Source organism: Methylobacterium brachiatum, from assembly GCF_020523825.1.
Lineage (GTDB): Bacteria > Pseudomonadota > Alphaproteobacteria > Rhizobiales > Beijerinckiaceae > Methylobacterium > Methylobacterium brachiatum.
This window is the reverse complement of record NZ_JAJALK010000009.1, coordinates 92,722-118,872: the sequence shown is the minus strand read 5'-3', so window position 1 is coordinate 118,872 and position 26,151 is coordinate 92,722. Positions and strand designations below refer to the sequence as shown.

Below are 26,151 nucleotides of genomic sequence, written 5' to 3'. Positions count from 1 at the left end.
TCCGTACACGGCCGGTGTCGAGTGCGATCGAGGGTTTGCGGCCCGAACCCTGGCCGGCTGGGAGCGCCAGTATTGTGCGGCCGCAGCGGCCCTCGCCGCGCTGCCGAGGACGAGAGCCGGCTGGTCGAGCGCCGGCGCACCCAGGGCCGACACCGGCGGGCTACTGGCTCCCGGCCGGGCGCGTGGCATGCGTTTGCCTACGCCCGGAGTCACCCCCGCGCTCAATCCGCGCCTACCGGCGGGATGCCGGCGCTCGGGCGCCCGATCCGGGACCGGCCTTGCGCTTGCCCCATTGCCGCGACACCTCTCGCGGCCGAGAGCGCGCCCCCAGCGTCGGCCAGCGGTGCCGCGGACGCGTCACGACGAGCTCGATCACCCCCGCCCGGGCGCTGGCGCCGTCGGAGTCGTTGGGCGCGATCGACGTCGCCATCTACCACTGTGAGTGATCTATGCTGGATGCCTTGGAACAGATGAATCGCGCGGGCCACTGGGTGGAGAGCATCCTCCACGTCGGGGCCAACGAGGGGCAGGAACGGCACGATTACGCGGCCAACGGCGCGAGCCCGTGCCTGTACGTCGAGCCGGTGGACGGAGCGTTCGCGATCCTGGAGGCCAACCTCGCCGGGATGCCGTTCCACCGGGCGATCCGGGCGGTCTGTGCCGAGCGCACGGGCGAGGAGGTCATGTTCAACGTCGCCAGCAACGGCGGCCAGTCCTCCAGCCTGCTCGCGCTGGGCGCACATGCCGATCACCATCCTGACATCGTCTATACCGGTGCGCAGCGGATGGTGACGACCACCGTCGACCGGATCGTCGCCGAGCACAGCCCGGGCCGGGTGCCCAATCTCCTGGTGATCGATGCGCAGGGCTCCGATCTGCGGGTGCTGCAGGGGGCCACGCAGACCCTCCCGGCTCTGGACGGGGTTTACATCGAGGTGAGCGAGTCGCCGCTCTACGAAGGTGGCTGCACGTTGGACGAGGTCACGGGGTTCCTGCGCGGCTTCGACCTGCGTCTGCGCTGGCTCAACCTCGACGCCGCCGGCCACGGCGAGGCGTTCTACTGTCGGCCGAAGCCCGCGGTCAGCATGCCGGAGTACGACGGGGTTGTGAGCGAGGGCCGGCCGGCGGCGCAGAGCAGCCTGTGCGAATGGTCGTACTTCGACGCCGCCAACGGCCCGCAGGGCGGCGTCGACGGTCCGCTGACCGGGCGGCCGGGCTTCCACACCGACATCGAGGATGCGCCGTGGTGGCAGGTGGATCTGGAGGCCGTGCGCGCGCTCAACGAGGTGCGGGTGTTCAACCGCATGGATTGCGCCCGGGAGCGCTCGCGGACCCTGCGCGTGCTCCTGTCGGATGACGGCGAGACCTGGCGGTGCGTGCACGATCAGGGCGGCCGCACGTTCGGCGGCGCCGATGGCCGACCGCTGCAGGTTCGGCTCGCGGGCGAGCGCGCCCGGTACGTCCGCCTGCAACTGGCCGAGCGCGCGTTCCTGCACCTCGACAAGGTGCGGGTGTTCTGAGCCGATCGACCTCCACCGGCGCCGTCGATCTCGCTCCGTCATGGCTTGGCGCCGATCCCCTCTGGACGGCGGATTATCCGTCATCCTCCGCGCGTTCGCCCCGGGTGCTTTGCCAGCCCCGGGGATGAACGGGTCGTCCCGGGACGACCCGCCCCCGATCGCGAATGCCACAAAAGCGCTCGGTTGTGCGGCGAGGTCGGCTGGAACGAGGGGATGGCGGCAACTGGACTTGCCGCGGGGAATGGACGCGTGATGGACGGGCGGGACAGGACCATCTTCGTTGCGGGGCACCGCGGGATGGTGGGGTCGGCGATCGTGCGCCGGCTGCGCGAGCTGGGCTACGAGCGGATTCTCACGGCGGATCGGCAGGCGTTGGACCTGCTCGATCAGGCCGCGGTCCGGGCCTTCTTCGCCACGCACCGCATCGACCAGGTCTACCTCGCCGCCGCCAAGGTCGGCGGGATCCACGCCAACAACACCTACCCGGCCGAGTTCATCCACGAGAACCTGCTGATCCAGTCGAATTTCATCCACGCCGCACACACGAGCGACGTCGACCGGCTGCTGTTCCTGGGCTCCTCCTGCATCTACCCGAAGCACGCGGAGCAGCCGATGCGCGAGGACGCGCTTCTGACCGGGCTGCTGGAACCAACCAACGAGCCCTACGCGATCGCCAAGATCGCCGGGATCAAGATGTGCGAGAGCTACAACCGCCAATACGGGCGGCGCTACCGCAGCGTGATGCCGACCAACCTGTACGGGCCCAACGACAACTTCCACCCGCAGAACGCCCACGTCCTGCCGGCGCTGATGCGGCGCCTGCACGAGGCGAGGCAGGCGGGAAGCGCCTCCGTCACGGTCTGGGGCACGGGTCGGGCGATGCGCGAGTTCCTGCATGTCGACGACATGGCCCGTGCCAGCGTGTTCGTGATGGAGCTGGACGACGCGGTCTACGCGGCCAACACCCGGCCGGACCTGTCGCACATCAACGTCGGCACCGGCGCGGATTGCACCATCCGCGAGCTGGCCGAAGCCCTGGCGCGGGTGATCGGCTACGAGGGCCGGCTCGAGTTCGACGCGACCAAGCCCGACGGCACGCCGCGCAAGCTGATGGACGTGTCGCGCCTGCGGGCCATGGGCTGGCAGCCGGAGATCGGCCTGGAGCAGGGGCTGCGCCAGACCTATGGCTGGTTCCTCGAGAACCACGCCACGCTGCGCGGCTGATCACGTCCGCGGCAGGACATCCCAATCGGGCAGGAGAACCAGCATGGCCCCGCGGGCCCCTGACGAAGCCGAGCAGGCGCGACGGCGCAAGTTCCTGCGCGACTTCCACACGTTCGATTCGAACATCCGCTTCCCGGCGCCCTACACCCAGTTCGCCGGCAAGCCGCTCGCGTCGGCGGCGGGCCAGGGCTGGCGCTACGACGCGCTCGGCTACCGGAACGACAGCCATCCCGAGGCGCGCCCCGCCTCCGAGACGCTGCGCGTCTTCGTCGTCGGCGACAGCACGTTGGTCGACGGCCAGGTCTTCGCCGACACCATCCCGGGCCGCCTGGAGACCGGGCTGAAGCGCCTCCACGGCGAGGGCGCCCGGGTCTACAATTTCGGCGCGACCTCGGCCTGTCTGAACCAGATGATCGCGCTGATCACCACCCGGCTGATGGACCTTCAGCCGGACGTGATCTTCGTGCTGGGCGGCGCCACGGACATCTTCCAGCCGTGGAGCTTCGATCCGCGTGCCGGGTATCCGTACAATCACTTCGCCCAGGAAACCCTGTACGACTACTTCTTCAACACGACGAAGGTGAATGCGGAGGCCGAGGATCTGTCCTACGACAGCCTGCAGGCGCTGATCTTCGGCCGGCTCGACAACCTGCGGGCGCTGACGAACTGGCAGTCGGATCCCTGGGAGTGGGAGGTGGTGCGCCAGTTCGAGCTCGCGCTGAAGCGCCTCGCCCGCCTCGCGCCCGGTGTCGGTGCGCAGATCCGCTTCCTGCTCCAGCCCACGGTGGTCCGGAAATCCGAACGCGTGGGCGACGAGGCCCGGGCCGCCTCGGAGGAGTTCCTGGCCTATCTCGATCGGCAATATACGCGCTTCGCGGGCGTCCTTGAACGGCTGAAACCGCAGGGCGGTGCGGGCTCACACTTCGCGGTTCGGGACTTGAGCCGGATGTTCGAGGCGGAGAGCCGTCCCCTGTTCACCGACATCGTCCACGTCACGTCGGAGGGCCGGCAAATGATGGCTGACCGGCTCCTGGTGGAGGTTCAAGGCGCGCTCGATGACCGGGCGGAGGCTGAGACCGGTTCGCCGGCAGCGGCATATGGGTGATACAGCGGCTGTGTTGATGAGGAGCGGATCGGCCGTCCGCGATGCCGGCGTCCGCGGTGGATCCGTGCGCGTGAGGGAGCCGGCCGACGGCATGTGGGCTTCGGCGCGTCGCGCTCGGGACCGGACCGCCTGCTCCGCGCCCGGGCCCACGACCGATCATGCGCTCGCTGTGATAGGATGGCTGGTGCGGTCGAGGTTCCAGCGCCGGCAGGTGTCTTCATCCCAGTCTCAGCTCCGTTCTGCAGGCTAAGATCGGGGATGTCTTGAACAGAATTCACACTTTGCGAGCCTGAGGCCGAACCCGATCGGATCCGTGTCGATGTACCCGTTTCCGGCCGCTGTCCTCCGTCCTCATGATCGGAAGATGGTGGCGCATCGTCCAAGGATTGGTAGTTTCAGCTATGAGCGCACCCGTGAATGTCGAGATCGCCACCGACGAGAACTTTAATTCCGACGGCTATCTCGCGGCAAACCCCGATGTGAAGGCGACCGGGATCTCGGCGCGCTTGCACTTCGATCTCCACGGCCGACGGGAAGGCCGAGTGCAGGTCATCGGGCCGCCGGACGCGGCCGTCACGCGCATCGCCGTGATGGGCAATTGCCAAGCCCCCGTCCTCGCTGCCTGCCTGCGCACGATGCTGCCCGACGCCGAGATCCACGGGATCCATCTCGGCGTGTCGAGCACCGAGGCCGTAGCGGTGAGCGACGTCATCCTGCTGCAGACCGAGTTCGCCGCGCTCAAGGACAACAGCGCCATCATCCCCGATCGACAGGTCCCGCGGGCGAGGCTCTGGCCCACCTTCTATCACGCGGGCTTCCACCCAGACTTGGTCTATGCCCAGGCGGGCGGCACGGCGCTCAAGAGCCCCCTGCACGACTACAATTCAGCCCTGACGATCTACGGCTGGCTGCGTGGGCTGAGCGTCAAGCAGACGGTCGGTCTGTACTGCGAGCGGGTGTTCGACCGGCTCGGGTACTTCACCTACGCCGCCAGTTCGGACGCGCGCCTCGTCGAGGATTTCGATCTGGCCGGGCTCGATGGGGCGGCGCTGCTCGCCTCATTGAAGCGGCAGGTTCCCTTCTGCCACGCCGTCAATCATCCCACCCTCGCGGCGGTCGCCCGCATCGCGGAGCGTGTACTCGACGCGGCCGGGCTCGCGCCCTCGGTTCGCGGGGTCGAGCGGTTCCTCGCCGACCCGCTCCTGGCCGGCCCGATCTGGCCCGTCTACCCGCCGATCGCCGAGCGGCTCGGCCTCGCGGGCAGCTTTGAGTTCAAGGCCGGCGGGGCGCCGGTTCGCATCCTCGACCTTGAGGGCTTCGTGGCCGGCTCCTTCGCCGCGTACGAGGGCCAAGCCCCGTCGGACATCCAGTGCGACCGTCTCACGGCTCAGGCGGACCGGTATCGCGATCTCGAAAACTTAACCTCACCGGCGCGACGCAGCTCCAACCCTTACCGGAACCTGCCGGATCATCAGTTCTGGAGCCGGGCCATGGCGGGCGTGGCGTCGGCAGACCTCGACCCGGTGATCCAGCCGAAGTTCCGGCTGACCCCCTCCGACCGGATCGCCACCGCCGGCAGCTGCTTTGCCCAGCACATCGCGCGGACGCTGATCGCGCGGGGGTTCAACTACCACGTCACCGAGCCCGGTCCGGGCGGAGCCGAGCTGTTCAGCGCCCGGTTCGGGAATATCTACAGCGCCCGGCAGCTGTTGCAGTTGGCGCACCGCGCCTACGGCCAGTTTCAGCCGCGCGACATCGCCTGGATTCGACCGGACGGCCGCTACGTCGACCCGTTCCGGCCACAGATCACGCCCGAAGGATACGGCTCGGAGCCAGAGGTGGCGCAGGCGCTGCCGGAGCACTTCGCCGCCGTGCGGCGGATGTTCGAGGAGAGCGACCTGTTCATCTTCACCGTCGGTCTGACCGAGATCTGGGAATCGACGGCCGACGGCGCGGTGTTCCCGGTCGCCCCCGGGGTCGTCGCGCAGCCGCCGGACCCATCGCAGTACCGGTTCGCCAACATGACGGCGGCGGAGGTGCGGGCCGACCTGACGGCGTTCATCGCGTTCATCCGCGAGCGCAACCCCGATCTCAAGATCCTGCTCACCGTATCGCCCGTGCCCTTGGTCGCCACCTACGAGGGCCGGCATGTGCTCGTGTCCACGACCTACAGCAAGTCGGTTCTGCGGGCCGCGGTGGGGGAGATCTGCCAGGACCACGTCGGAGTTGACTACTTCCCCTCCTACGAGATCATCACCAGCTGGCACAGCGCCGGCACCTACTTCGAGGGCGATTATCGCTCAGTGGCGGAGAGCGGGGTGGCGCACGTGATGCGGGTGTTCGGCCGACACTACATGGCGGCCTCGCCCCAGCCGAACCCCCGTCAGGACGACGCGCTGCGGGCGGAATTCGCCCAATCGTCGAAGATCCTGTGCGATGAAGAGGCGCTGGACGCGACGGGTTGATCCGTCGCCAGGGCGGCCTCCGTTCGGCGCCGGCTCCCGGGCCACCGGGGATCGGTCGCTGTCGGCGTCCCAGAGATGGCGCTGCCACTTGATCGCGCGAGGCCGCGTCGGGAACGCTCGCGCGCAGACCTCGCCAGCGACTCGGACGCACTCGATGTCGGCGGCTCGGCGTAGAAGCGTCGCCGTCCTGGTCGAGGGACGGTCAGCAGTGAGCGATCGCGTGCCGCAGAGGTCAGCCCTCCGGCACGGCCCTGCCCTCGATCACCAAGAATGGGAATCGTCCGATTCGTCGATGATCGCCGGATCGCCTGGTTCGGGCTGGTCTAGAGCATCCGGCGGGTCGTGTTCGTCCGGGTGATCGACTTCTGTCGCGTACTGGCTCTCGCTATCGGCGAGCGCCCGCTCCGCCGCGTGCTCGACGTCGTAGCTGTCGATCTCGCCATCTTGGTCCCAGACTATCCCCCGATCCTCCTCCAACGCCTCGCGACCAAGCTCCAGATCCGGCTGCCGATCGTCCGGGATAGCGCGCATCAAGCGCTCGAAGGTCCGCGTCGCCTCCATCGTGATATAAGTCGGTTCGATCTTACGCTCACCGCACCAGCGCGCCGTTCGAATGAAGGTTCGACTGTCGTCGAGGATGAGCGTCATCCGAGGCGGTTGTCGCGCCAGCGCCTCGTGATGCATCTGAACGCCCGCCCGGCGCAGCGTACCGGCGGCGCAATGGGGCTCCAGAGCGGCGCGGATTCCCGCATCGTCCTCGACGATCGCGCGGTCGAGCGCGGGATCGACCGCGATCACACGGAGATGCGTTCCCGCAGGCCAAGGTCCACGCGAGCTCGGAGACCCGATCTGTCCGAACGCGGTGGTCACATACAATTGGTCACCCGAGGCCAGCCGGAACCCGGCGACCGTGGCGGTTGGCTGTGTCTCGGTACCGCGCCGCCTCTCCCGCTTCGCACGCATCGCTTCGCCCAAGCGCCCCGCGCGATCCGGATCTCCGAGCACCAAGATTCCGCCATCATCGACGGCGTCCCGGACGATTTGCGCTTCGTCGAGAGCTTCGACGAGCCGTCCGGTCTTCCGCGCCGCGCGCAACACGGCCTCGGCCGTGGATAGGACGAAGGAGAAGGCGCTATAGCGCATCAACACGTCATCGATCAGGACGCGTCCGGTCCAGTCGGCATCCCGGCATCGTCCGATCAAGACGAGGCGTGCCTTGGCCGCCTCTGTCACGGTGACGAGACGTGCCAGGTCGGCGTCCGCGAGCGCCTCGGCTTCCGAGACGATCAGGGCCGTGGCGGACGCCGACCAGCGCCGTGCGTGTCGCGCGTCGAGCGCCTGTACCGCGCGGATCTCGACACGCCCTCGCGTCGCGCGTTGGGCCCGCGCGTAGCTCAAGGCCGTCGGCGCCACGATCACGACGGTTTCACCAAGCGCTTGCAGGCGGGCGCCGGCCGCTATCGCCTCGTCGAGGCCCGCATCGGGATCGCGCGCGTCGAGGACGCAGAGGCGCCCGTCGAGGGCTTCGCTCAGATCATCGTCGTCCGACTGCGCCGGGACGGGCCGGCTTGGCGCTACGGCGAGGCGCTGGGTTTTTGCCAACACGTCCGAACATTGCCCCAGGCGTGATCTGACCGTGAACAGACCCGGCCTCTCGGGAACTAGGATCGCGGCCTCCAGCGTCCGTGCACGCAACCTCGCCCGTTCATCCGCATCGGGAAAGACGCTGGTCAGCAGAGCATCGAGATCCGCTTCGTCAAAGCGCCACCTGACGGCGGTGAGGCGCTCGAGGATCGCTCGCGGATCACGCAATGCGTCGCGCCTGTCTTTGCGCCATTGGAGCAACTTGTCCCGAACTGCTGGGATGAAACGGGCGCGACCGAGCGGCCGTTCGCTCGAGCCGCCGACCGGGACGGCGAGCGGCAGCGCGTGTTCCGCGTAGAAGCGTTCCTGATGCATGCGCCATTCGCGCGACCACCCGATCGAGCGACGCCACCCGACGCGCCAAACCGGATCGAATATCCTGATCCGGCCGCGCGCGACGCTGTCGCCGACGATCGGTCGACCGGAGACGATGACGTGCGCGTGGACCGAGACCTGCGGTGGCGAATCCGGGTCGCGCCTGTCGGCGCGGATCGGGACATGGATGTCCCACTGGACGGCCAGTCCCTCGCGGGTAAAGCGTTCGCAGAAGTCGGTAACGCAGTCCGACATCCGCTCGATCGTCAGCTCGGTGAGCCGGGGTAACACCAGCAGGAGTTCCATACCGGATTGCGCATCGGGTTGCTCTGCGATCGGGCGTCCCCGCGTCGCCCCCGCGCGCGCGTCGACGGCGTTCCAGAGTGATTCTCGGGTCCAGTAATTGGGCCGGGCCGCTTCCGGCAGGAGCAAACCGCCAGCAACCCAATCTCTCTTTCGCGCGGGCGTGTAGAGGATCCTGTCGGGACCGACCGCTAAGGTCTCGCGCGCCGCGTAGGCGGCCCGGCGCGCGGTGGGCGACGACAGACGATGGAGCGGGCGAGCCGCTGCGAAGCCGCTGGGCATCTCGGGGGGTCCATAGGCGACACGAGCTCGTGTCGCCCGAAGTATATCGTTTCATGGTCGAGTGCAAAATGATTCTATATCGTCGTTCTTGGTTGGTAAATCCGTTCTCGATCCGGAACGACTTCGGACGATCGGTGTGATTTTAAAACAGCGAGGCTAAAACAAGGATTGGCTTATGGATCGCGACATTCCTGACAGTGGCTCGCTCGCCGAGCGGATCGCGAGATTCAATGCGATGCGTGACGAAGTGGAGAAGTTGCGCACCGAACTCACGCCGCAGATGATCCGAGAGGTGGTCAATCTGACCGAACAGATCCCGCTGTTGAAAATTCGTTCGGGTGCTCTCGCCGCCGGCGATCTCCGGTTGCTCTCGAGGATCACCAATGCGGGCGGTGTGCGCCTTCGCGAGGCGATCGGCCGTTCGATCCTCAAGGAGAAAGCGGAACCCGGTGATCCGATCGATATAGTGGTCTTACTCTGGACCGATCCTTCCGCCGAGGACGTGGAGAAGCTCAAGCAGATGGGCCTGGAGCCGGTCTTCGCTCAGGGGCGCTGGCGACCCGCAGCCATGTACACTGGGCAAGCACGGCCGGAAGATGTCGAGGAGCTTGTTCTACGCTACGGCGGCGATTGTCGCCAAATCGATAAACCTCGCCAGAAGCGCAAACGAGAGGAGGAACGTATGGCATGACGGTCATAAGAGTTGTACTGAGTTCGAGATCTTCTGACACGCTTCGCGCCAAAATTATTGTGGGTCGGATCGTTGGGGAGGATGCGCGACGCTAGTCATGATCACACGATGGAGAAATTCGACCTCGCTCAAGTCCAACGATGATGCTTCGCCGGTCCTGAGATCGCAGACGCTCACCTCACGGTTTGTGAACGTATTAAGGCGGCAACACCGGGCGAGAAGTGTATCCGATCCGTTTGGCTTCGATGATCGGATTCGAGTCAGCGTCAGTACATCGTCGCCAGGCGAGAGTTGAATTCCCGGAGCGATGAACAGCCGCTCACCGGACCTGTAGCGTGGCTCCAAACCGCCTGGGGCTTCGACGACGTAAGCGCCGGCGATCCCCCACAATTGAGGCGGCCGCGGAACCGTCTCCGGGGCCTGACTGCCTGCAGTGACCACGAGCGAGCGGTGGTTCTGTGAGGTGAAAAGCGGCAGCGCGCCACGGAAGCCACCGTTGCCGTACCGATCCTGCGGAGATGTGGGCATGTGCGGGCTCGTGAGCCAGAATGCTATAACGGGATCGAGCGGAGCGGCCGCCCAATGTGCTCGCTCCTCGGCATCGTCCGCCCCCGCATCCTCCTCGATCGGAGCATGGCCGACAGACACTGCTGTGACATGAATGGGCACTTCGTCCAGCGGCATCCCCGTTCGCACCCGCACTGCCGGCCTGGCTGGAATGAGGCTCGATGTGCGAGGAATGCTCTGGTCGGTCGTCTCGCCTCGGAGATAGGCCGCGGTGGTATTGAGCGCGTAGGCCAGCGCATCCAGCGTCGCAGCTCTGGCGCTTTCCTGATCCCCGCGCATCAGAGACGAGATAACGCGGCGATCAAGACCTGATATGCGAGCGAGCTGGGATTGTGACCACCCTCGCGCCGAACAGAGCGCAATGATGCGTCGGATCAGCGGACTAAGCGAAGCGTTATTGAGATCAGGCATAGCTCGAAATTGTTAAACGGCCTCAAACACGGATCTAGTGCGCCTGCCCTAACGGAGCGTTCAACCGATTCGGTTCGACCTTGGTCTCACAATTTATGTGCGACTTGCAGGGGCGGGTCGTGGTGTTGAAAGAGGTGGTTCGGTTAGTCTAAAAAACGGCCCGGGCTTCGATAGGTGTATGTACTGCGGGTTCGAGTGGGTCTGCAGGCGTGCCGCCGATCGACGGCTCCGCGGCCTACGAGACGTCGGACAACGGTCGCTCCTGGGATGTGGATCAGGGCTGGCTGCTGCCGCCCTCGCTGCATGAGTTCGTGCCGCCCGGGCACATGGCGCACTTCGTCCGCGACACGATACGAGAGGCGCTCGACCTCGCGGCCATTCTCGACACCTACGCGGAGGAGTGTGGGTACCCACCCTACCATCCGGGCATGATAGTGGCCCTGCTGCTCTACGGCGCGGACGGCGTAGATGTGATTCACGGGTGCCACGGGAGGGGCTGACGGATCAGTTCTGGCTGACGGGCGAGCAGTTTACGCGGATCGCACCGCACCTGCCCCTCGACACGCGGGGTAAGGAGCGCGTGGACGACCGGCGCGTGATCAGTGGTATCGTCCAAATGCTTAAATCCGGCGTCCGTCGGACGGACGCGCCGCGCGACGTCTATGGGCCGAAGAAAACGCTCTACAACCGCTTCGTAAGCTGGGCGGCCAGCGGGTCCGGGTTGTGCTGTTCGAGACCCTCGCCCATGTCGGGGGGCCATCATCCCAGATGCTAAACAACTCCACCGCTGTGAAAGCCCACCGGTGCGCCGCCGGAGGTAACGTATGGCCCGCCCCGTCCGCAAGGGGCTTATGATCCGCTGGTCTGAGCAGTCTGCATAAACGTATCCGGCCTTCCGGCGATGCCGTTGGCCAAGATGGAGATCCGCGCGTCCTGGTCCTCATAACGGGGTCGGCGTCGAGCGCCATTTTCCGCCGGAGGCTTACAGAACACCGATCGACTGTCAGGCCATCTTCCTCTCGCCGCTGGCAGACATCGGAAGGCCGACGAAGGCTTCGCCGACCAAGCTCGGTTCAGGCAGCCACCGCCGCCGGCTCATAGACGCGTTCGTGGCGCAGCAGCGCCCAGACGGTCCGGGCCATTTTAGCTGCCAGCGCAACGACGGCGGTGTTGGCGTGCGCCCGCGCGAGCAGGCCCCGGAGCCATTGGCCGATCCGCGCATCGCTTTTGCGAAGGGTCGGCATCGCCGCCCGTGCACCCTGGATCAGCATCTTGCGCAGGTACTTGCTGCCGCGCTTGGTGATGCCGACGAGTTTGGGCCGTCCACCGGTCGTGACCTGCCGCGGCACGAGGCCGAGCCAGGCCGCCAGATCACGCCCGCGGGCGAAGGTGGCCACGTCACCGATAGCCGCGACCAGCGCCGTCGCGTTGAGTGCGCCGATGCCCGGGATGGTGGTGAGCCGGCGAGCGCTCTCGTCGGTCCGAGCCTGTTCGGTGAACTCTGCGTCGAGTGCTGCGATGCGCACGTCAAGGGACTGCCAGCGTTCACGCACGTCCGCCACCAGGCTACGCATCCGTGGCGTGAGGTCTGAGACCGCCTCGGTATCGAGCAAACTTTCCAAGCTGGCTGCGAGCTTGGCGCGTCCCTGTGGGACGATGTGACCGCGCTCCAGAAGGACGGCTCGGATCTGGTTCATCAGGGCGGTGCGCTCGCCGATGAGCTGGTTGCGCACCCGGTGCAGGGTCTGCATGTCGAGCTGCGCTTCCGACTTCAGCGCGACGAACCGCATGGTCGGACGGGTCGCAGCCTCTGCGATCGCCTCGGCATCGCGGTCGTCGTTCTTCTGTGCCTTGACGTAGAGCCGCACGTATTCCGGCGACATCAACCGGATGGTGTGGCCTTGAGCGGCGAGCGCCCGGCCCATGTGATGCGCGCCACAGCACGCCTCCATGGCGATGATGCAGGCCGGAAGCGTCGCGCCAAAGGTCATCACCGTCTCGCGCCGCATCCGGCGTCGCAGGACGACCCGACCGGTCGCATCCTGCCCGACAAGGTTGCAGCTGTTTTTGCCCAGATCGATCCCAAGTATCGCAATGGCCATCGGTCCGCTCCGTCCCTAGTGTAAGCCACACTGCGAACCTAGCCCGTCTTATTCACCGGGGTTTGGCTTTCGACGTGTTTTGGGTTGACGGCGAGCGGGATCGCCCGTCTGTTTTGACGCGTATGGGTTCGGATCGTTTTGTCGGCGTTTGAGGGACGGGCGTGGGTTCGTCGGGGCATCTCTGCCCCATCGCTCACGCCGGTGCCGGGGCAAGCGCGGTCGCCAAGTGGCGCAGCAGGTCCGCCTCCGGACAGGCGGCGGCGAAGGCGAGACGGACGCGGGCAGCGGTCTCACGGACGCGGGCCCCGAGCTTGAGCAGGCGCAATCGGATCGTGGCGAACTCGGCCTTGGCTAAGCGATGGGTGATCGGGATAGCCTCCCGAACGGCGAGCATCAGCCAATAGGCGGCGGTGTGCAGCACGAGGCGCATCTGGTTGGCGGCCGGATGCCGGCAGGAAGTTCGGTCGGAGGCAAGCTGGCCCTTGTGCAGCTTGATCAGGTTCTCCGCTTGGCCGCGGGCGCAGTAGAACTCGGCGTAGAGCCATTCGGGCGTGCCGGTGGTAATGTTCGTGACCACGTAGCGGATGTCGTGGGATTGCCCCGTTTCTGTGGACGGTTCAGGGGGCTTGGCTAAGCAGGGTCTCGGGCAACGGGTCCGAGCGGGTTTCATTCTCGTAGACAACGGGCGAGCGGTAGCCGAGCGCCGAGTGCCGGCGCAGCGGATTGTAGAAGCCCTCGATATAGCTGAAGCAAGCCATCCGAGCCTCGGCCTGCGAGCGGAAGCGGCGGCGGGCGAGCAGCTCACATTCGAGGGTCGAGAAGAAGCTTTCGGCCATGGCGTTGTCGTAGGCATCGCCGACCGAGCCCATCGAGGGGCGTACGCCAGCCTCCCGGCATCGATTGCCGAAGGCCAGCGACGTGTATTGCTTGGGTTCAAGCGGTCGTCGCAACACCATCTTGCACGGCGGCCAGCACAGCGTCGAGCGCCTCTGCCGGCGTCTTCCAGTTCAGCGTCTTGTGCGGTCGGCTTTTGAGGGCCGCGGCCACAGCAGCAAGATCGTTCGCGCTGTGGGCGCTCAGATCCGTTCCTTTCGGGAAGTACTGCCGCAGTAATCCGTTCGTGTTCTCGTTCGTCCCCCGCTGCCAGGGTGAGCGCGGATCGCAGAAGTAGACCTGCAGACCCGCGTCAATCCGTAAACGCACATGCTCGGCCATCTCCGCTCCCTGGTCCCAGGTCAACGAGCGCCGCAGTTGCTCTGGCAAGCCCGCGATCGTGCCGGTGATCGCCTCGCGGACCGCCTCGGCCCCGTGCCCCGCCAGCGCCGGGCCGTTCTTGGCACGCGGTGTCACCCCATGGCCGTCCATCGGCGGAAGATGCAACAGCATCGTGAAGCGTGTCGTGCGCTCGACCAGGGTCCCGATCGCCGAACTCTTCAGTCCCAGGATCAGATCTCCTTCCCAGTGGCCCGGCACCGCGCGGTCCTCGACCTCGGGCGGACGCTCGCTGATGAGCACGTCGGGGGTGACGAACGACTTGCCTCGGCCCAGGTTGCGGGCCCGCGGCACCCGCAACACCCATCCTGTGCGAAGACACGCGGTCAACTCACGCTTCAGCGCGCCCCGGCCCTGGACGTAGAGGGCCTGATAGATCGCCCCGTGACTGATTCGCGTCGTCGTGTCGCCCGGAAAGTCGAGCCTCAGGCGCTCGGCGATCTGTTGCGAGCTCCAGGATCGACTCCATCGCCGGCTCTGGCGTCGCCCGTGTCGCCGTCCCTTCCAGGCAACGCTCGGTCCAGGCAAGGCGCTCCCGCCCGGTGTTGCGACAGCACCGGCGAGCCGGTCCTGCACGTACGTCCGCAGCACCACGTTCCCCGCCAGCTTTGCTGGCTTGGGCCGGCGTGCCGCGCGTTCAGCGTGCCACTGCGCGGTCGTGGCGCGATAATCCAGGTCGCCACTGCGGGTCGCCGCATTGCGCCGCAACTCTCGCGAGATGGTCGACGCCGCACGTCCCAGACGTCGAGCGACTTCTCGGACCCCGTGACCTTGCGCCTGGAGTATCGCGATTTCCTCCCGCTCCGCGAACGACATGTAGCGCGCAGAAGGCGACTTGGATGATGATGACAAGTGGGACGGTGCCATCCCGCCTGCCATCCGGAACCACCGCGAGCCGACCGGTGGCGAGATCCCGACCTTCATCGCTGCGTCCTCGCTGGAGAGACGCAGGGCGATGAACGCCCAGAACCCCCGCCGCGTCTCGCGCAGACCGACCCCGGGACGACCCAGTGACCGAAGCTTCTCGCGAAGAGACCGATCTGAACGTCGCCGACCCGCCATCACAACCGCCCTCCGCCAAGCCGTTGCGACGATCGATTGAATCTACCTTGCGAGCCCTGATCGGAGTGGTGGATGACATCGCGGGGCCTGCGCTGGGTGACGGCCATCTCCAGAGCGTCCAGGACGAGTTCCGAGCGTAGGTGAGTCGCCATGGCCCACCCGACGATCCGGCGGCTGAAGGCGTCGAGCACCACCGCGAGATAGAGGAAGCCGGCGGCCGTGGGCACGTAGGTGATGTCGGCCACCCAGAGCCGGTTCGGGGCGGTGGCCGCAAAGTTGCGGTCGACGAGGTCGGGGGCCGGTCGCGCCTCTCGATCTCGCCGCGTCGTGACAGGCCCGCTGCGCCGATGGCTGGTTCCGACGAGACCGGCTTCGCGCATCAGCCGGGCGATGGCGGGTCCCATTGCACATGTGCAATGGGACCCGTGTTTGCGGGAATGCCGTTCACCCTGGTCGCGTAGATCGGCGTGGACGCGCGGTGCACCATAGGTCTCGTGCGAGCCGAGATGGACGGTGCGGATCCGCTTCAGCAAGGCTGTGTCTGCCAACCGTCGCGCCGATGGCTGCCGGTCGACCCAGGCATAGTACCCGGCCTTCGATACGCCGAGCGTGCGCGCCATGGCGGCGATGGGGAAATCGGTCTGGTTGGCGCTCATGAACCGGAAGACCCCGAGGGGAGAACCCCGGTCTCCCGAGCGAACCAGGCCGTCGCGCGAGAGAGGATATCGCGCTCCAGCTTGAGTTGTCGGTTCTCACGCCGAAGCCGGACGAGTTCGTCGCGCTCGGCGGCCGTCAGGCCCGGATCAGCAGGCGGCGGCTTCGCCTCACGTCGGCCTTCGCTGCGATCGGCTTCGGCAACCCAATTGCGGATGGCCTGCGCGGAGGGCTCGAACTCGCGAGCCAGATCGTTCGGATCACGCCCGGCGCGGGCCAACTCGACCATCTGTCGGCGGAACTCGATGGGGTAAGGCGGACGGCTCTTCGGCATTGGACAAACACCTCACGCGGAAGCGTTCTCGGTATCCACCAAACAGGGGCAATCCCAGTCGAGGCCAAGCCGGGTCGCCTCGATGCGAGCCGCGACTCGGCGTTGCTGGCGCCAGGACTTGGCGGCATGCTTGGTCTCGGCAAAGCCGCGAACGCCATCCTTATCGCTGAGGGCCCGCACGACTCGGATGTGATCGGCGGTCGGCTCGACCTTGGCCGCGAGCGCCTTGGTGCCGGTCAGGCCGAAGACGTAAGCGACGCCGTTGGCTTCACACCAGTCCATGACCTCGGGTCGCCTGTAATGGCCATCGCGTCGGATGGTGATCGCGGTCTTGAGCCAATGCCGGCGGATCGCCCGGACCAGACGACGCAGATGGCCCCGGATCTCGCGGCCCGAAGGTGTCTTGCCCGGCCGCAGAATCATCGCCACCGGGCGCGAGGTGGCGGTGTCGTAGACGTGGATGGGCAGAAAGCAGCGTTCGTCGTGGTGGGCGTTGAACAGCGACAACTGCTGTTGGCCGTGGACCACATCGCAGGTGTCGTCGATGTCCAGGGTAACGGCATCGGGCGGCGTGGCGTAGCTGGCGCAGTACAGGTCGACCAGCACCCGCCCGAGCCGGATCAGGTGGCGCAGGCCCGGCGTGTTCTCCAGCCGCGAGATGGTGGGCTGGCTCATCAGGTCCGCGCCGGTCTCGGGCAGCCGCCCGCAGGCGAGCTTGAAGGCGGGATCGGCGCGCAGGTGGTCGAGGTCGTCAGCATCTTCATATCCACAAGCGATGGCCAGGATGCGCGCCAGCAGGATCTCGGACAGTGGATGCGTGATCCGGCTCGGATCACGTCGATCGGGGATCACAGCTGCGAGTTTCTCGGCGATCCGCATCCGCCGAGCAGCCTGCGCGAGCAGCAGGACGCCACCATCCGAGGTCAGTCGTCCGCCGTCGAAGGCAGCTGTGAGCTTCTTGCCCCGAACAGATGGAAACGCGAACGGCAGCACCGTAGGATCGGACATGGCGGGCGTGGCGGGCTCGATCTGGTCTGAGGTCTTGGCGTCAGCACCCAATCCCTAAGCTAGTGCACTGACGCCGACGAACGCACGGAGTTCCGATTCGCTAACATGCTGCCACCGCATCGAAAATCGCACCGCTTCGTGCACGTTTCGTTGGCGTCAGAGCACTAGATCAATGCGTTACGCTACGCTCGCCAACTTCGAACCACCGTCCTCATGAATAAGACGGGCTAGCAGTGAAGCCCGGTGAGGGGCGGGCCATCCATAAAGGGGGGCGAAGGCACAGGCCATGGGCTACTCGCGCAAAGGGCGCACGAACAAGATCCACGGCCTCCCCGACCGCGCCTGCCGCCCGCTCGCCTTCCTTATGGCCGATGGGCGGGTCGCCTACTCCAAGGCCGGCGCTCTGCTGCTCGAACGTTTGACCGCTTGCCGCGCCGTGCTAACAGACAAGGACTGCGACGCCCTCCGCCCACGGATCGAGGCGTCCGGAGCCGCGCTCGCACCCTCCGCCCACGATCAACCGGCGCTGGAAGCCGTGCTTCTGGCCCGTATTTGACCGGGAGCGCAACGTAATCAAGCGTCAGTCAGTCTGCCTCCTAGAGCGCTCGCCGCTGAAGTGGATAACAGTTCGGCGAAAGCGAGCGTGCTGCATCAAGGGCTTGGAACCGTTCCCTGTTGCAACGCGATCGGGAACGGTTTCAGTGAGAAGCCCGATACACGTCGATCCTCGCGCTTCAAACCGTACGCGTCCGGTGAGGGCCGCATTGTGTGATGGTCGGGTCGGGCTGAGGTCATAGGAGTAATCCTAGGACTTTGAGCATGACGCGGACGGGCATCGAACTGGTGAGAGTCGAGCGGCGGCGGCGCTGGACGCGGTCGGAGAAGGAGCGGCTGGTGGCCGCCTCGTTCGAGCCGGACGTGTCGGCCTCGGAGGTCGCCCGCGAAGCGGGTCTTCACGTCAGCCAGCTGTTCCGCTGGCGCAAGCTGCTCTGCGAGCGTGTCGTACCGCCAGCTCCGGTCCCGTCGCTCGTGCCCGTTGCGATCGTCTCCGCGCCATCCTCGACGCCTGTCGAACCGAGACCGAGGCGACCCCGGACCCGTCGGCCCAGCGGGGTCATCGAGATCGATCTCGGCGGCGGTCGGCGTCTCACGGTCGGCCGAGATATCGATGCCGCGGCACTGCGTCGGGTGCTCGATGCCCTGGAGGGCCGATGATCCCGCTGCCGGCCAACGTGCGGGTGTGGCTGGCCACCGGCCACACCGACATGCGCAAGGGCTTTTCCAGCTTGGGGATGATCGTCCAGGAGACGCTGAAGGGCGATCCCCACTCCGGGCACCTGTTCGTCTTCCGCGGCCGGCGCGGCGACCTGATCAAGGTGATCTGGCACGATGGCCAGGGCGCGTGCCTGTACACCAAGCGGCTCGACCGGGGCCGTTTCCTGTGGCCGTCCGTGGCGGACGGAGCTGTGACGATCTCGACGGCGCAGCTCGGCTACCTGCTCTCGGGCATCGACTGGCGGATGCCACAGGAGAGCTGGCGTCCGAGTGCGGTCGGATGAGGATAACGCGTTACAAAGGCTGAGCAATATGCTCTTCTCTCGGGCGTGCCGAACGCGTCCGAGCCCCCGCCGCTTCCCACCGATCTCGCCGCCGCCCACGCCATGATCCTGGCCGAGCGGGCGGCGCGGCTCGTGTCCGAGATCGCAGTCGAACGGCTGAAGCTGGAGGTCGCCCGGCTGCGGCGGGAACGCTTCGGGGCCTCCTCGGAACGCAGCGCCCGGATCGACCAGCTCGAACTGACGCTGGAGGATCTGGAGGAAACGCTCGCCGAGACGGAGGCGCAAACGGCTGAGCCCGAGCCGCATACCACCTCGACCTCCTCCCGGCGCAAGCCCGCCCGTAGGCCCTTGCCCGAGCATCTGCCGCGCGAGCGCATCCTCCATCCCGGCCCGACGACCTGCGCCTGCTGTAGCGGCGCGCGCCTGCGCCCTCTCGGCGAGGACGTCACCGAGACCCTCGAGCGGATCCCGGCGCGCTGGGTGGTGATCCAGCACGTGCGCGAGCGCTTCTCCTGCCGCGACTGCGAGACCATCGCGCAGACCCCGGCTCCCTTCCACCCGATCCCGCGGGGCCGAGCCGGCCCAAACCTCCTAGCCGAGGTGATGATGGCCAAGTTCGGCCTACACCTGCCGCTGCATTGCCAGAGCCAGCGCTTCGCCCATGAGGGCGTGCCGATCGACGTCTCGACTCTGGCCGGCTGGGTCGGGGCCGTCACCACCGCCCTGTCGCCTCTGATCTCCCGGATCGAGGCCCATGTTCGGGGAGCCGAGCGCCTCCATCTCGACGACACGCCGGTGCCGGTCCTGGCCAAGGGTAAGACCCGCACCGGCCGGCTCTGGACGGTGGTGCGCGACGACCGCCCCTTCGGTGGACCCGAGCCGCCGGCGGCGGCCTACTTCTACTCTCCCGACCGCTCCGGCGCGCATGCCGAGACCTGGCTCGGCAACTTCCACGGCATCGTGCAGGCGGATGCCTTCTCGGGGTTCGGCCGCCTGTACGAACCCGGCCGCAAGCCGGGTCCGATCCACGAGGCGGCCTGCTGGGCCCATGCAAGACGCAAGTTCTTCGAGCTGGCCGATCTGAAGAAGGCTCCGATCGCCATCGAGGCGGTGACGCGGATCGATGCGATCTTCGCCATCGAGCGCGCCGCCAATGGTCTTGCCCCCGATGAACGGTGCGCGCACCGCCGCGCCCGCTCGGCTACTCTCGTCGCCGATTTGGAGACGTGGCTGCGGGAGAACCGCGCCAGACTCTCGGCCAAGGCGCCCACGGCAGCGGCGATCGATTACCTGCTCAAGCGCTGGACCGCCTTCACCCGGTTCCTCGATGACGGACGGATCTGCCTCTCGAACAACGCCGCCGAACGCGCGATCCGGCCCATCGCGGTGGGCCGCCGCAACTGGACCTTCTCCGGGTCGGATGCGGGCGGGCATCGCACCGCTGCCCTGTACACGCTGATCGAGACCGCCAAGCTCAACGGCATCGACCCACAGGCGTGGCTCGCCGACGTGCTCGCGCGGCTACCCGACCATCCCGCCCGGCGCATCGACGATCTGCTGCCGTGGAACTGGACCCAGCCTCAGTCCCGGCAAATCGCCGCCTGAAACCCCGCCGGGACCACGAACGCGGCCTTCACCGAAGGCGTACTTCAAACCGATGGTAAAGCGGGTTGAGCCCGAAGCCAGCAGACGCTATCACTTAGATCCAATGCGTGATGCGTCCCACGACGATACGCGCCAATCAATATTATGAGCGGATAAGATGGTGCAGCTAGGCCTTCAGAGTCAGCCTACTACGCGGGTACCAATTATCATCCACGTCAAAATAATAATATTAGAAGGACATATGACCGATATTTTATAGAAGAAAAGAGGCTTAGATAATGAATAAAATGCAATAACTTTACGCGAAAGGCAAGAATGGATTGTAAGCCCATGTCAAAAATTTTGATAATCTATAATCCTGACGTGGTAATGCATGTAAGATATTGGTGTGCACTGTGACAACTTACTGCAAATATGTTTATAATTCGCGATATATTTAATATCCCGATAGAATGATCTAGTACTGATGGCTTCTTATCATAGAAATCATTAAATCTTTCAATCCTGTAGTAGCTGATTTAATATCGGCTCAAACAAAGTCAAGAGAGGTAAAAGAGGAGAAATGAACCAATTGAAAATAAACTCAAGCATAAGTGAGTTAGTTAAAGGCTCCGGCCTATTTGATGCATCTTGGTATTTAAGGGAATACCCTGATGTTCTGGAAACTAAATTAGAGCCATTTGAGCACTTTATCAATCACGGGTTATCGGAAGGTAGAATGCCCGGCCCGCTCTTCGATCATATATGGTATGCTCATAAGAATGGCATTCCGCTATACAACCCTAGCTTGTCACTACTGCATTTTTTGGACCGGGGCATTTATGATGGTAGCTCGCCGCATCCCCTAATCGATCTCGATTGGTACACCCAGCAACTTCAAGTAGCGGGAGTAAATCAAGCCAATGCTTTAAAACACTATTTGGAACAAGGAAGCAAGCTCTCCCCTCATCCATTGTTTGATCCGATTTGGTACTGCGGCCAAATTCAAATTCTGGGAGAGCAATCTCCTCTCTTACACTATCTTCACGTCGGTGCCTCACTAGATTTGTCGCCTCATCCACTTTTTGATCCATTGTACTACAAAAAAGAATTCAATCGGCGCGGTCTTATGGGTGAGCCAGGAAATATTGTAGACTATATCAAAAATACCCACTCGAAGCAGGTGCCGCCAAGTAGGTATTTCGATCCAGCTGCGTATCTCGCTACCAATCCTGACGTTCAGGAAGCAGGCATTCACCCGCTTGTGCACTTCGCTAAGTACGGCCTTTCCGAAGGACGCGCCGGCTGGAGGCAAAAAGCTATAGTAGAACCGACAGATGCAACTCGACGGGAAACCGTAGATATAGTTATATGTGTACACAACGCATACGAAGACGTTAGAGCTTGCCTTGAGTCTGTGGTGCAAAGCACCCTTCCGCCATATCGCGTAATTATTGTTGACGATGGATCGGAGTCACAAACAGCCGATTATGTGAATGAGGTTGCGCGGGCAAACGGGTTCTATTTGCTGCGCAATGATATAGCGTTAGGTTATACATTTGCAGCAAATCAAGGCCTTCGACGCTCATTCGCGGACTACATAGTTTTGTTAAATAGCGACACTATAGTGTCCGAGGGGTGGATAGATCGTCTTTGGCAGCATGCCCACGAATGTCCTAAAATCGGTATCATTGGCCCAGTGTCGAATACTGCGTCATGGCAGTCCGTTCCCAATATTATAACGGATGGAGACTGGGACCCAAACCAGATACCGGACTGGATGACCATCACGGAAATGGATGATTTGGTCCGATCTACTACAAACGGATCGCTTTATTTGCCGTTTATTAACGGTTTTTGCATGCTAATCAGGAGAGAGGTTCTTGATCAAATTGGGTTGTTCGACGAAGCGACATTTGGCGCAGGATACGGAGAAGAAAACGATTTTGTAATTAGAACGAGAAAAGCAGGGTGGGATCTACGTGTCGCTACAAACGTATATATCTATCACGCTCAATCGAAAAGCTATTCCAACATTCGTCGTCAAAAACTTGCTGAAGCCGCAGATATTGCTCTTGCAAAAAAGCATAATCCAGCCGTAGATATTCTACCGTTTGTTGGATATTGCCAAGACGGATTAAGCCTTGTCGCGCTGCGCGCAAAAATCAGGTCAGCCTTAGAGACCCGCAGTATCTTGCATCATCAGAAGTCCAAATGGGAAGGTAAGCGCGTTGCTATAATTCTTCCTTGCGGTGAATTTGGGGGAGGACCCAACGTTGTGTTGCAAGAAGCTAAAGCGCTCGGAAGACTTGGCGTCGATGTGACTTTGATTAATTTTGAATCAAACAAGTCGAAATTAGCCCAAACTTCCGAACAAGAAGCTGCAAGATTCACATTTGTAAAAGATCCCGAGCACTTAACAGCATATTTGTTTGCTAGATCTCATTGCTATGATGCAATTATTTCAACGCTATACCGGTCTGTGTATTGGTTGCCGCCAATTTCATCCCCTGGCCGGCCCAAGTATGGCTACTACGTGCAGGATTTTGAGCCAGATTTTTTCCTTCCCGGCGATCCTGAGAAACACCTTGCTGAACTATCTTATAAAATCCGTCCGGATATTACATTCTTTACTAAAACAAATTGGAATCGTGAAAAGCTCATTTCACAAGGTTTGGTGGACGCGACCGTGATAGGTCCTAGTGTTGATCTCAGTATGTTCGCGCCGTCAGAAAATAAGTCTTTGGGGAAAAATAGAAATATTTGTATTGTTGCAATGGTTCGCCCAGCTACCCCACGGCGCGGTCATGCAATGACTGTCTCGGTCCTCGATCAAGTTCAGCGAAGATACGGTGGTCAAATTTCGATCGAAATATTTGGCAGCTCAGATAACGAGTTAAGTCAGCATGGCCTTCAGCGACCATACTGGCAAAATCATGGTTCCTTAAACCGACAGGATTTGGCGACGCTGTTAAGTAAAGCGGATATTTTTCTCGACTTTTCCACTTATCAAGCGATGGGGTTAACGCTACTTGAAGCAATGGCCTCCGGATGCGCAGTAATTGGCCCGTCCGCAGGCGGCGCATCCGAGTTTCTGCAGCACGAATTTAACGGCCTTATTGTCGACAGCTCAAAGGAGATGGACTGTGTGCAATCCATTGACAAACTCATTCTCGATCCAGGGCACCGGAAAAAATTAATGAATCAAGCAGTCAGCGATGTGCATAAGTTTGCTCCGGAGTTAGCAGCGGTCCGAATGCTGGAGGCGTTGTTCAATGCGTCGTGATCGACCAGTTATCCACGTTTACCCTGATGGCGGAACGCAGCGTGAATATATGGATGCTTGTGCCTACCTGCGTATGATTTCTCCATATTCACAAAGCTCACTGAAAGAAGAATTCGATATCAGTCTTGTTAATGAAATCTGCTTAGATGAAGCTGTCGATGTGATTGTTATTCAGAGGCAACTAAGACCTGGGATTGATCGAGCAGCTGCTGAAAAGATTATTGATGGAGCGCGTAAAAAAAATATCAAAATTGTATGGGATGTCGACGACAATTTTCTAGATACGCACCCGAACCCACGCATTGAAACATATTTTGAGTCAGTTAGGCCTGCAATAAACACATTCCTTCATGAATGCGATCATGTCGTTGTTTCTACGACGGAAATGAAGGATCGCCTAAGGTTTTCCAATAAGCCAATTACCGTCTCCCCGAACGCAATTTCAATGCCGTTGAACGCCGAGGCCCGACACGAGGGGCATTTGACGATTGGCTATTTCGGCACATTCACGCACCTCAGAGATTTTCTAATGGTAGTTGAGGCTATTCGCGGTGCAGTAAAGAAGGCTAATGTTGATGCTCGTGTTTCACTTTGCGGTATATCCGAGGATGATAGGATCCTCCATCTTTTCGATGGGATTGCTCCAGTCCAAAAAATCGGCGTGGTTGCTGATTATAATCAGTTTTTTAGTTACATGGCATCATCGCGTCTCTGGGACATCGGTCTTTGTCCACTCCGTCGCGGCGCTTTCGAAGACTGTAAATCAGATATCAAGTTTCTTGAGTATACAGCGTTTGGAGCGTCCTGCATCTGCAGTGAACACCCGGCGTATAAACATATATCCTCCGGTGAGTTAGCTCTTCTCTGTGAAAGCAACACTGAGGCCTGGGAAAATGCTATTGTTAAACTCTTGCTGAATAAAGACTTGCGTCACGATTTTTGGGTCAAAGCGAAGGATTATGTGGTCGAGCATCGTTCGCCAGTGTGTGCAGCTGAGACAGTTAGATCTATGCTTAGGTCCGTTCTGGCTTAGACTTTTTGATCTCATGTTAGCCACTAACTGAAGAACTAAGGAGTAATACATGACCGCCATTCAAAGGAAGGATGTGATTCTCGCTGGTATCGACCCTTCGCATAAAATAATCGAAATTGGACCAAGCTACAATCCGCTTACACCGAAAAGTGAGGGCTGGAATACTTTTTCAGTTGACTATGCAACAAAAGAAGATCTAGTTTTGGAATATTCCCAGCATAACGTTGATACTTCAAAAATAGAAGATGTTGATTTCGTTTGGAAAAGCGGGCGGTTAACGTCGGCGGTGCCAATCATACATCAAGGAACATTTGATGTTTTTTTAGCCAGTCACGTCATTGAACATTCGACAGATGTTATTGGTTTCCTCAAGTCTGCCGAAAAATTGATAAAGCGCGACGGGCGAGTAATCCTCGCAATACCAGATAAGCGAGTTTGTTTCGATTTTTATAGGTATCCAAGCACTGCTAGCGATGCGATTCGCGCTCATCTTGATAAAAGGTCGCGGCATTCATGGAAAACCTTTTTTGATTCTGACGCCTATACTACCTATAAGCTTGGCCACCCAGGTTGGTTTCGGCAGAGCGTACATCCGATGTCACTGGACCGCGCGCTTAGTGAGGCTCTTGTTGCCGCTCAAAGGAGCGAGCGCGCAGATTATGTTGACGCTCACTCATGGATTTTCACCCCATCAAGTTTTCAGCTTCTAATTCATGAGTTGTGTGAATTAAACTTTCTTTCGCTTGTTGTTACACGGGTAGAAATTATGCCGCATACTGAGTTTTTAGTATGGCTAGAGATCGGTGAAGTCTCGCTTGGACCGGAGGAAAGTAATCAAAGACGGGTCCAGCTCTTGGAAAATATTATTTTAGAGCTCGAAGAACAGGCTTTGCAAATCGATGGTAGTGCTCAAAGGCTTCTAATCAAACGAAATTTGGAGCTTGAGAATGAACTCAAATCATTGCGGGATCGGTTGGGTGAGTCTTAGATCTAATTACAATTGTCTGAATAAAACTCAATTCTGAAACTAATTTATAATCCAGTTGTTGCAACTTAAAGGCCGTTTTAATCTACAATCATGTCTTCTGGCGGCTCATGCGGTAAATGATTTTGTATGGTATAAAATTGGTTAAGTAATTGCAATGGCTCGTCCGCGTTTATCATAACTTAGATAAGTTCAGAGGGTGCTACTCATTGACGCCTGCAGAATAATACTTTGTCAAAGTGGAGCGCTGGAGTCGATTGATGCTGAATTCCTCTTCCTAGCTGCTAATCGGTGCCCCAACACTACAAACTAGCTTGATCCATAGTTTCAATGTTTACCGTCTGATCTGAGAGCGATGGCGCTGACACGGTAAAATAATAATTTGCTCGCCTGAAGGGCCCCGCTCATCACCGTTGGGTAATAGGATGGTCGACATATGCTAATCCTCCCCCAGATCGAACTCGCTCTACGCCCGCTCACCCGACGGAAATTAGGCTTAATGCTTGCGTTGCGTGCGCTTGCTTAAGGGAACGCCTGTAAAGCTAGACTGATTTGGCAGGTTATATGAAGAAGTATTTAGTGTCGTTCAAACTTCGTGCAGCTTGATTACAGATTGACGGACTAATGAAGTTTAAAGTGGGGTGAATGAAATGCTGTTCTGCTGTCCTGCTGTAAGAGACATCGAGCCATTGCATCTCTATTCCGGCACGAGGTGTAAATATTCCGGTTATTATACTAGCAGGTT

17 protein-coding genes and 6 pseudogenes are annotated in these 26,151 nt (G+C 61.7%); 14 read left to right on the top strand and 9 right to left on the bottom strand.

Annotation, left to right across the window (positions count from 1 at the left end):
• The first annotated feature begins 470 nt into the window (after positions 1-470).
• The 4 genes from LGR69_RS19840 to LGR69_RS19825 all read left to right on the top strand — a co-directional run bounded on the left by LGR69_RS19840 (position 471) and on the right by LGR69_RS19825 (position 6,314).
• Positions 471-1,520 (top strand): FkbM family methyltransferase, encoded by a 1,050-nt coding sequence (locus LGR69_RS19840; protein ID WP_230367100.1) that lies wholly within the window; start codon positions 471-473, stop codon positions 1,518-1,520.
• A 252-nt stretch (positions 1,521-1,772) separates the two neighbouring features.
• On the top strand, positions 1,773-2,744 hold the full coding sequence (gene fcl, locus LGR69_RS19835; protein WP_230367099.1) for a GDP-L-fucose synthase: 972 nt from the start codon (positions 1,773-1,775) through the stop codon (positions 2,742-2,744).
• A 43-nt stretch (positions 2,745-2,787) separates the two neighbouring features.
• Positions 2,788-3,849, top strand: coding sequence for an SGNH/GDSL hydrolase family protein (locus LGR69_RS19830; RefSeq protein WP_230367098.1), 1,062 nt, complete (start codon positions 2,788-2,790; stop codon positions 3,847-3,849).
• Between the two features lie 401 nt (positions 3,850-4,250).
• Complete coding sequence (locus tag LGR69_RS19825; protein ID WP_230367097.1) at positions 4,251-6,314, top strand: GSCFA domain-containing protein; 2,064 nt, start codon at positions 4,251-4,253, stop codon at positions 6,312-6,314.
• Between the two features lie 261 nt (positions 6,315-6,575).
• On the opposite strand, the gene LGR69_RS19820 is transcribed toward LGR69_RS19825, so the two are convergent.
• Positions 6,576-8,858, bottom strand: a complete 2,283-nt coding sequence (locus LGR69_RS19820) for a MobA/MobL family protein (RefSeq protein ID WP_230367096.1) — start codon at positions 8,856-8,858, stop codon at positions 6,576-6,578.
• 175 nt (positions 8,859-9,033) lie between these two features.
• Between LGR69_RS19820 and LGR69_RS19815 the strand changes: the two genes are divergently transcribed.
• On the top strand, positions 9,034-9,549 hold the full coding sequence (locus tag LGR69_RS19815; protein WP_230367095.1) for a hypothetical protein: 516 nt from the start codon (positions 9,034-9,036) through the stop codon (positions 9,547-9,549).
• A 54-nt stretch (positions 9,550-9,603) separates the two neighbouring features.
• Here the strand turns inward: LGR69_RS19815 and LGR69_RS19810 are convergent, their stop codons facing one another.
• Positions 9,604-10,527 carry a helix-turn-helix domain-containing protein gene (locus LGR69_RS19810; RefSeq protein ID WP_230367094.1) on the bottom strand — a complete coding sequence of 308 codons (924 nt, stop codon included), beginning with the start codon at positions 10,525-10,527 and terminating at the stop codon, positions 9,604-9,606.
• 218 nt (positions 10,528-10,745) lie between these two features.
• Between LGR69_RS19810 and LGR69_RS19805 the strand changes: the two are divergent.
• Both LGR69_RS19805 and LGR69_RS19800 read left to right on the top strand, forming a co-directional pair.
• Positions 10,746-10,982 (top strand): annotated as a pseudogene (locus LGR69_RS19805) (hypothetical protein); the annotation flags it as partial.
• A gap of 41 nt (positions 10,983-11,023) precedes the next feature.
• A pseudogene (locus LGR69_RS19800) lies at positions 11,024-11,346 on the top strand (transposase); the annotation flags it as partial.
• A gap of 254 nt (positions 11,347-11,600) precedes the next feature.
• Here LGR69_RS19800 and LGR69_RS19795 read toward each other — a convergent pair.
• From LGR69_RS19795 to LGR69_RS19765, 7 genes and pseudogenes are all read right to left on the bottom strand, one after another.
• The gene (locus tag LGR69_RS19795) at positions 11,601-12,629 is read right to left on the bottom strand and encodes an IS110 family RNA-guided transposase (protein WP_230367093.1); all 1,029 of its coding nucleotides are present in this window, start codon (positions 12,627-12,629) and stop codon (positions 11,601-11,603) included.
• 193 nt (positions 12,630-12,822) lie between these two features.
• Positions 12,823-13,338: pseudogene (locus tag LGR69_RS19790) on the bottom strand (transposase); the annotation flags it as partial.
• Positions 13,247-13,555: pseudogene (locus tag LGR69_RS19785) on the bottom strand (transposase); the annotation flags it as partial. The pseudogenes LGR69_RS19790 and LGR69_RS19785, both read right to left, overlap by 92 nt.
• A gap of 7 nt (positions 13,556-13,562) precedes the next feature.
• A complete protein-coding gene (locus LGR69_RS19780; RefSeq protein ID WP_230367092.1) occupies positions 13,563-14,963 on the bottom strand; it encodes an IS30 family transposase in 1,401 nt (466 codons plus the stop codon).
• A complete protein-coding gene (locus tag LGR69_RS19775) occupies positions 14,963-15,619 on the bottom strand; it encodes an IS3 family transposase (RefSeq protein ID WP_230367091.1) in 657 nt (218 codons plus the stop codon). Before LGR69_RS19775 ends, LGR69_RS19780 begins: the two co-directional genes overlap by 1 nt.
• Positions 15,616-15,951 carry an IS3 family transposase gene (locus LGR69_RS19770; RefSeq protein ID WP_056384685.1) on the bottom strand — a complete coding sequence of 112 codons (336 nt, stop codon included), beginning with the start codon at positions 15,949-15,951 and terminating at the stop codon, positions 15,616-15,618. Before LGR69_RS19770 ends, LGR69_RS19775 begins: the two co-directional genes overlap by 4 nt.
• A gap of 57 nt (positions 15,952-16,008) precedes the next feature.
• Positions 16,009-16,959, bottom strand: a pseudogene (locus tag LGR69_RS19765) (IS1380 family transposase); the annotation flags it as partial.
• A gap of 268 nt (positions 16,960-17,227) precedes the next feature.
• Here LGR69_RS19765 and LGR69_RS19760 point away from each other — a divergent pair.
• The 7 genes and pseudogenes from LGR69_RS19760 to LGR69_RS19730 form a co-directional block, all read left to right on the top strand.
• Positions 17,228-17,540, top strand: a pseudogene (locus LGR69_RS19760) (transposase family protein); the annotation flags it as partial.
• 238 nt (positions 17,541-17,778) lie between these two features.
• On the top strand, positions 17,779-18,174 hold the full coding sequence (gene tnpA / locus LGR69_RS19755; protein ID WP_230367090.1) for an IS66-like element accessory protein TnpA: 396 nt from the start codon (positions 17,779-17,781) through the stop codon (positions 18,172-18,174).
• Positions 18,171-18,518, top strand: coding sequence for an IS66 family insertion sequence element accessory protein TnpB (gene tnpB, locus LGR69_RS19750; protein ID WP_230367089.1), 348 nt, complete (start codon positions 18,171-18,173; stop codon positions 18,516-18,518). The genes tnpA and tnpB overlap by 4 nt, the downstream gene beginning before the upstream one ends.
• Positions 18,519-18,620: 102 nt before the next feature.
• Positions 18,621-20,123, top strand: coding sequence for an IS66 family transposase (gene tnpC, locus LGR69_RS19745; RefSeq protein ID WP_230367183.1), 1,503 nt, complete (start codon positions 18,621-18,623; stop codon positions 20,121-20,123).
• Positions 20,124-20,685: 562 nt separating this feature from the next.
• Positions 20,686-23,388, top strand: coding sequence for a glycosyltransferase (locus tag LGR69_RS19740; protein ID WP_230367088.1), 2,703 nt, complete (start codon positions 20,686-20,688; stop codon positions 23,386-23,388).
• Positions 23,378-24,421 (top strand): glycosyltransferase, encoded by a 1,044-nt coding sequence (locus LGR69_RS19735; protein WP_230367087.1) that lies wholly within the window; start codon positions 23,378-23,380, stop codon positions 24,419-24,421. The genes LGR69_RS19740 and LGR69_RS19735 overlap by 11 nt, the downstream gene beginning before the upstream one ends.
• Before the next feature lie 49 nt (positions 24,422-24,470).
• A complete protein-coding gene (locus LGR69_RS19730; RefSeq protein WP_230367086.1) occupies positions 24,471-25,409 on the top strand; it encodes a methyltransferase domain-containing protein in 939 nt (312 codons plus the stop codon).
• The last annotated feature ends 742 nt before the right edge of the window (positions 25,410-26,151 follow it).

Excerpts from the sequence above, each read along its gene's own strand:
- LGR69_RS19840 (WP_230367100.1), top strand. The coding sequence starts at position 471 with ATGAATCGCGCGGGCCACTGGGTGGAGAGCATCCTCCACGTCGGGGCC.
- fcl (WP_230367099.1), top strand. The coding sequence starts at position 1,773 with ATGGACGGGCGGGACAGGACCATCTTCGTTGCGGGGCACCGCGGGATG.
- LGR69_RS19830 (WP_230367098.1), top strand. The coding sequence starts at position 2,788 with ATGGCCCCGCGGGCCCCTGACGAAGCCGAGCAGGCGCGACGGCGCAAG.
- LGR69_RS19825 (WP_230367097.1), top strand. The coding sequence starts at position 4,251 with ATGAGCGCACCCGTGAATGTCGAGATCGCCACCGACGAGAACTTTAAT.
- LGR69_RS19820 (WP_230367096.1), bottom strand. The coding sequence starts at position 8,858 with ATGCCCAGCGGCTTCGCAGCGGCTCGCCCGCTCCATCGTCTGTCGTCG.
- LGR69_RS19815 (WP_230367095.1), top strand. The coding sequence starts at position 9,034 with ATGGATCGCGACATTCCTGACAGTGGCTCGCTCGCCGAGCGGATCGCG.
- LGR69_RS19810 (WP_230367094.1), bottom strand. The coding sequence starts at position 10,527 with ATGCCTGATCTCAATAACGCTTCGCTTAGTCCGCTGATCCGACGCATC.
- LGR69_RS19795 (WP_230367093.1), bottom strand. The coding sequence starts at position 12,629 with ATGGCCATTGCGATACTTGGGATCGATCTGGGCAAAAACAGCTGCAAC.
- LGR69_RS19780 (WP_230367092.1), bottom strand. The coding sequence starts at position 14,963 with ATGGCGGGTCGGCGACGTTCAGATCGGTCTCTTCGCGAGAAGCTTCGG.
- LGR69_RS19775 (WP_230367091.1), bottom strand. The coding sequence starts at position 15,619 with ATGAGCGCCAACCAGACCGATTTCCCCATCGCCGCCATGGCGCGCACG.
- LGR69_RS19770 (WP_056384685.1), bottom strand. The coding sequence starts at position 15,951 with ATGCCGAAGAGCCGTCCGCCTTACCCCATCGAGTTCCGCCGACAGATG.
- tnpA (WP_230367090.1), top strand. The coding sequence starts at position 17,779 with ATGACGCGGACGGGCATCGAACTGGTGAGAGTCGAGCGGCGGCGGCGC.
- tnpB (WP_230367089.1), top strand. The coding sequence starts at position 18,171 with ATGATCCCGCTGCCGGCCAACGTGCGGGTGTGGCTGGCCACCGGCCAC.
- tnpC (WP_230367183.1), top strand. The coding sequence starts at position 18,621 with ATGATCCTGGCCGAGCGGGCGGCGCGGCTCGTGTCCGAGATCGCAGTC.
- LGR69_RS19740 (WP_230367088.1), top strand. The coding sequence starts at position 20,686 with ATGAACCAATTGAAAATAAACTCAAGCATAAGTGAGTTAGTTAAAGGC.
- LGR69_RS19735 (WP_230367087.1), top strand. The coding sequence starts at position 23,378 with ATGCGTCGTGATCGACCAGTTATCCACGTTTACCCTGATGGCGGAACG.
- LGR69_RS19730 (WP_230367086.1), top strand. The coding sequence starts at position 24,471 with ATGACCGCCATTCAAAGGAAGGATGTGATTCTCGCTGGTATCGACCCT.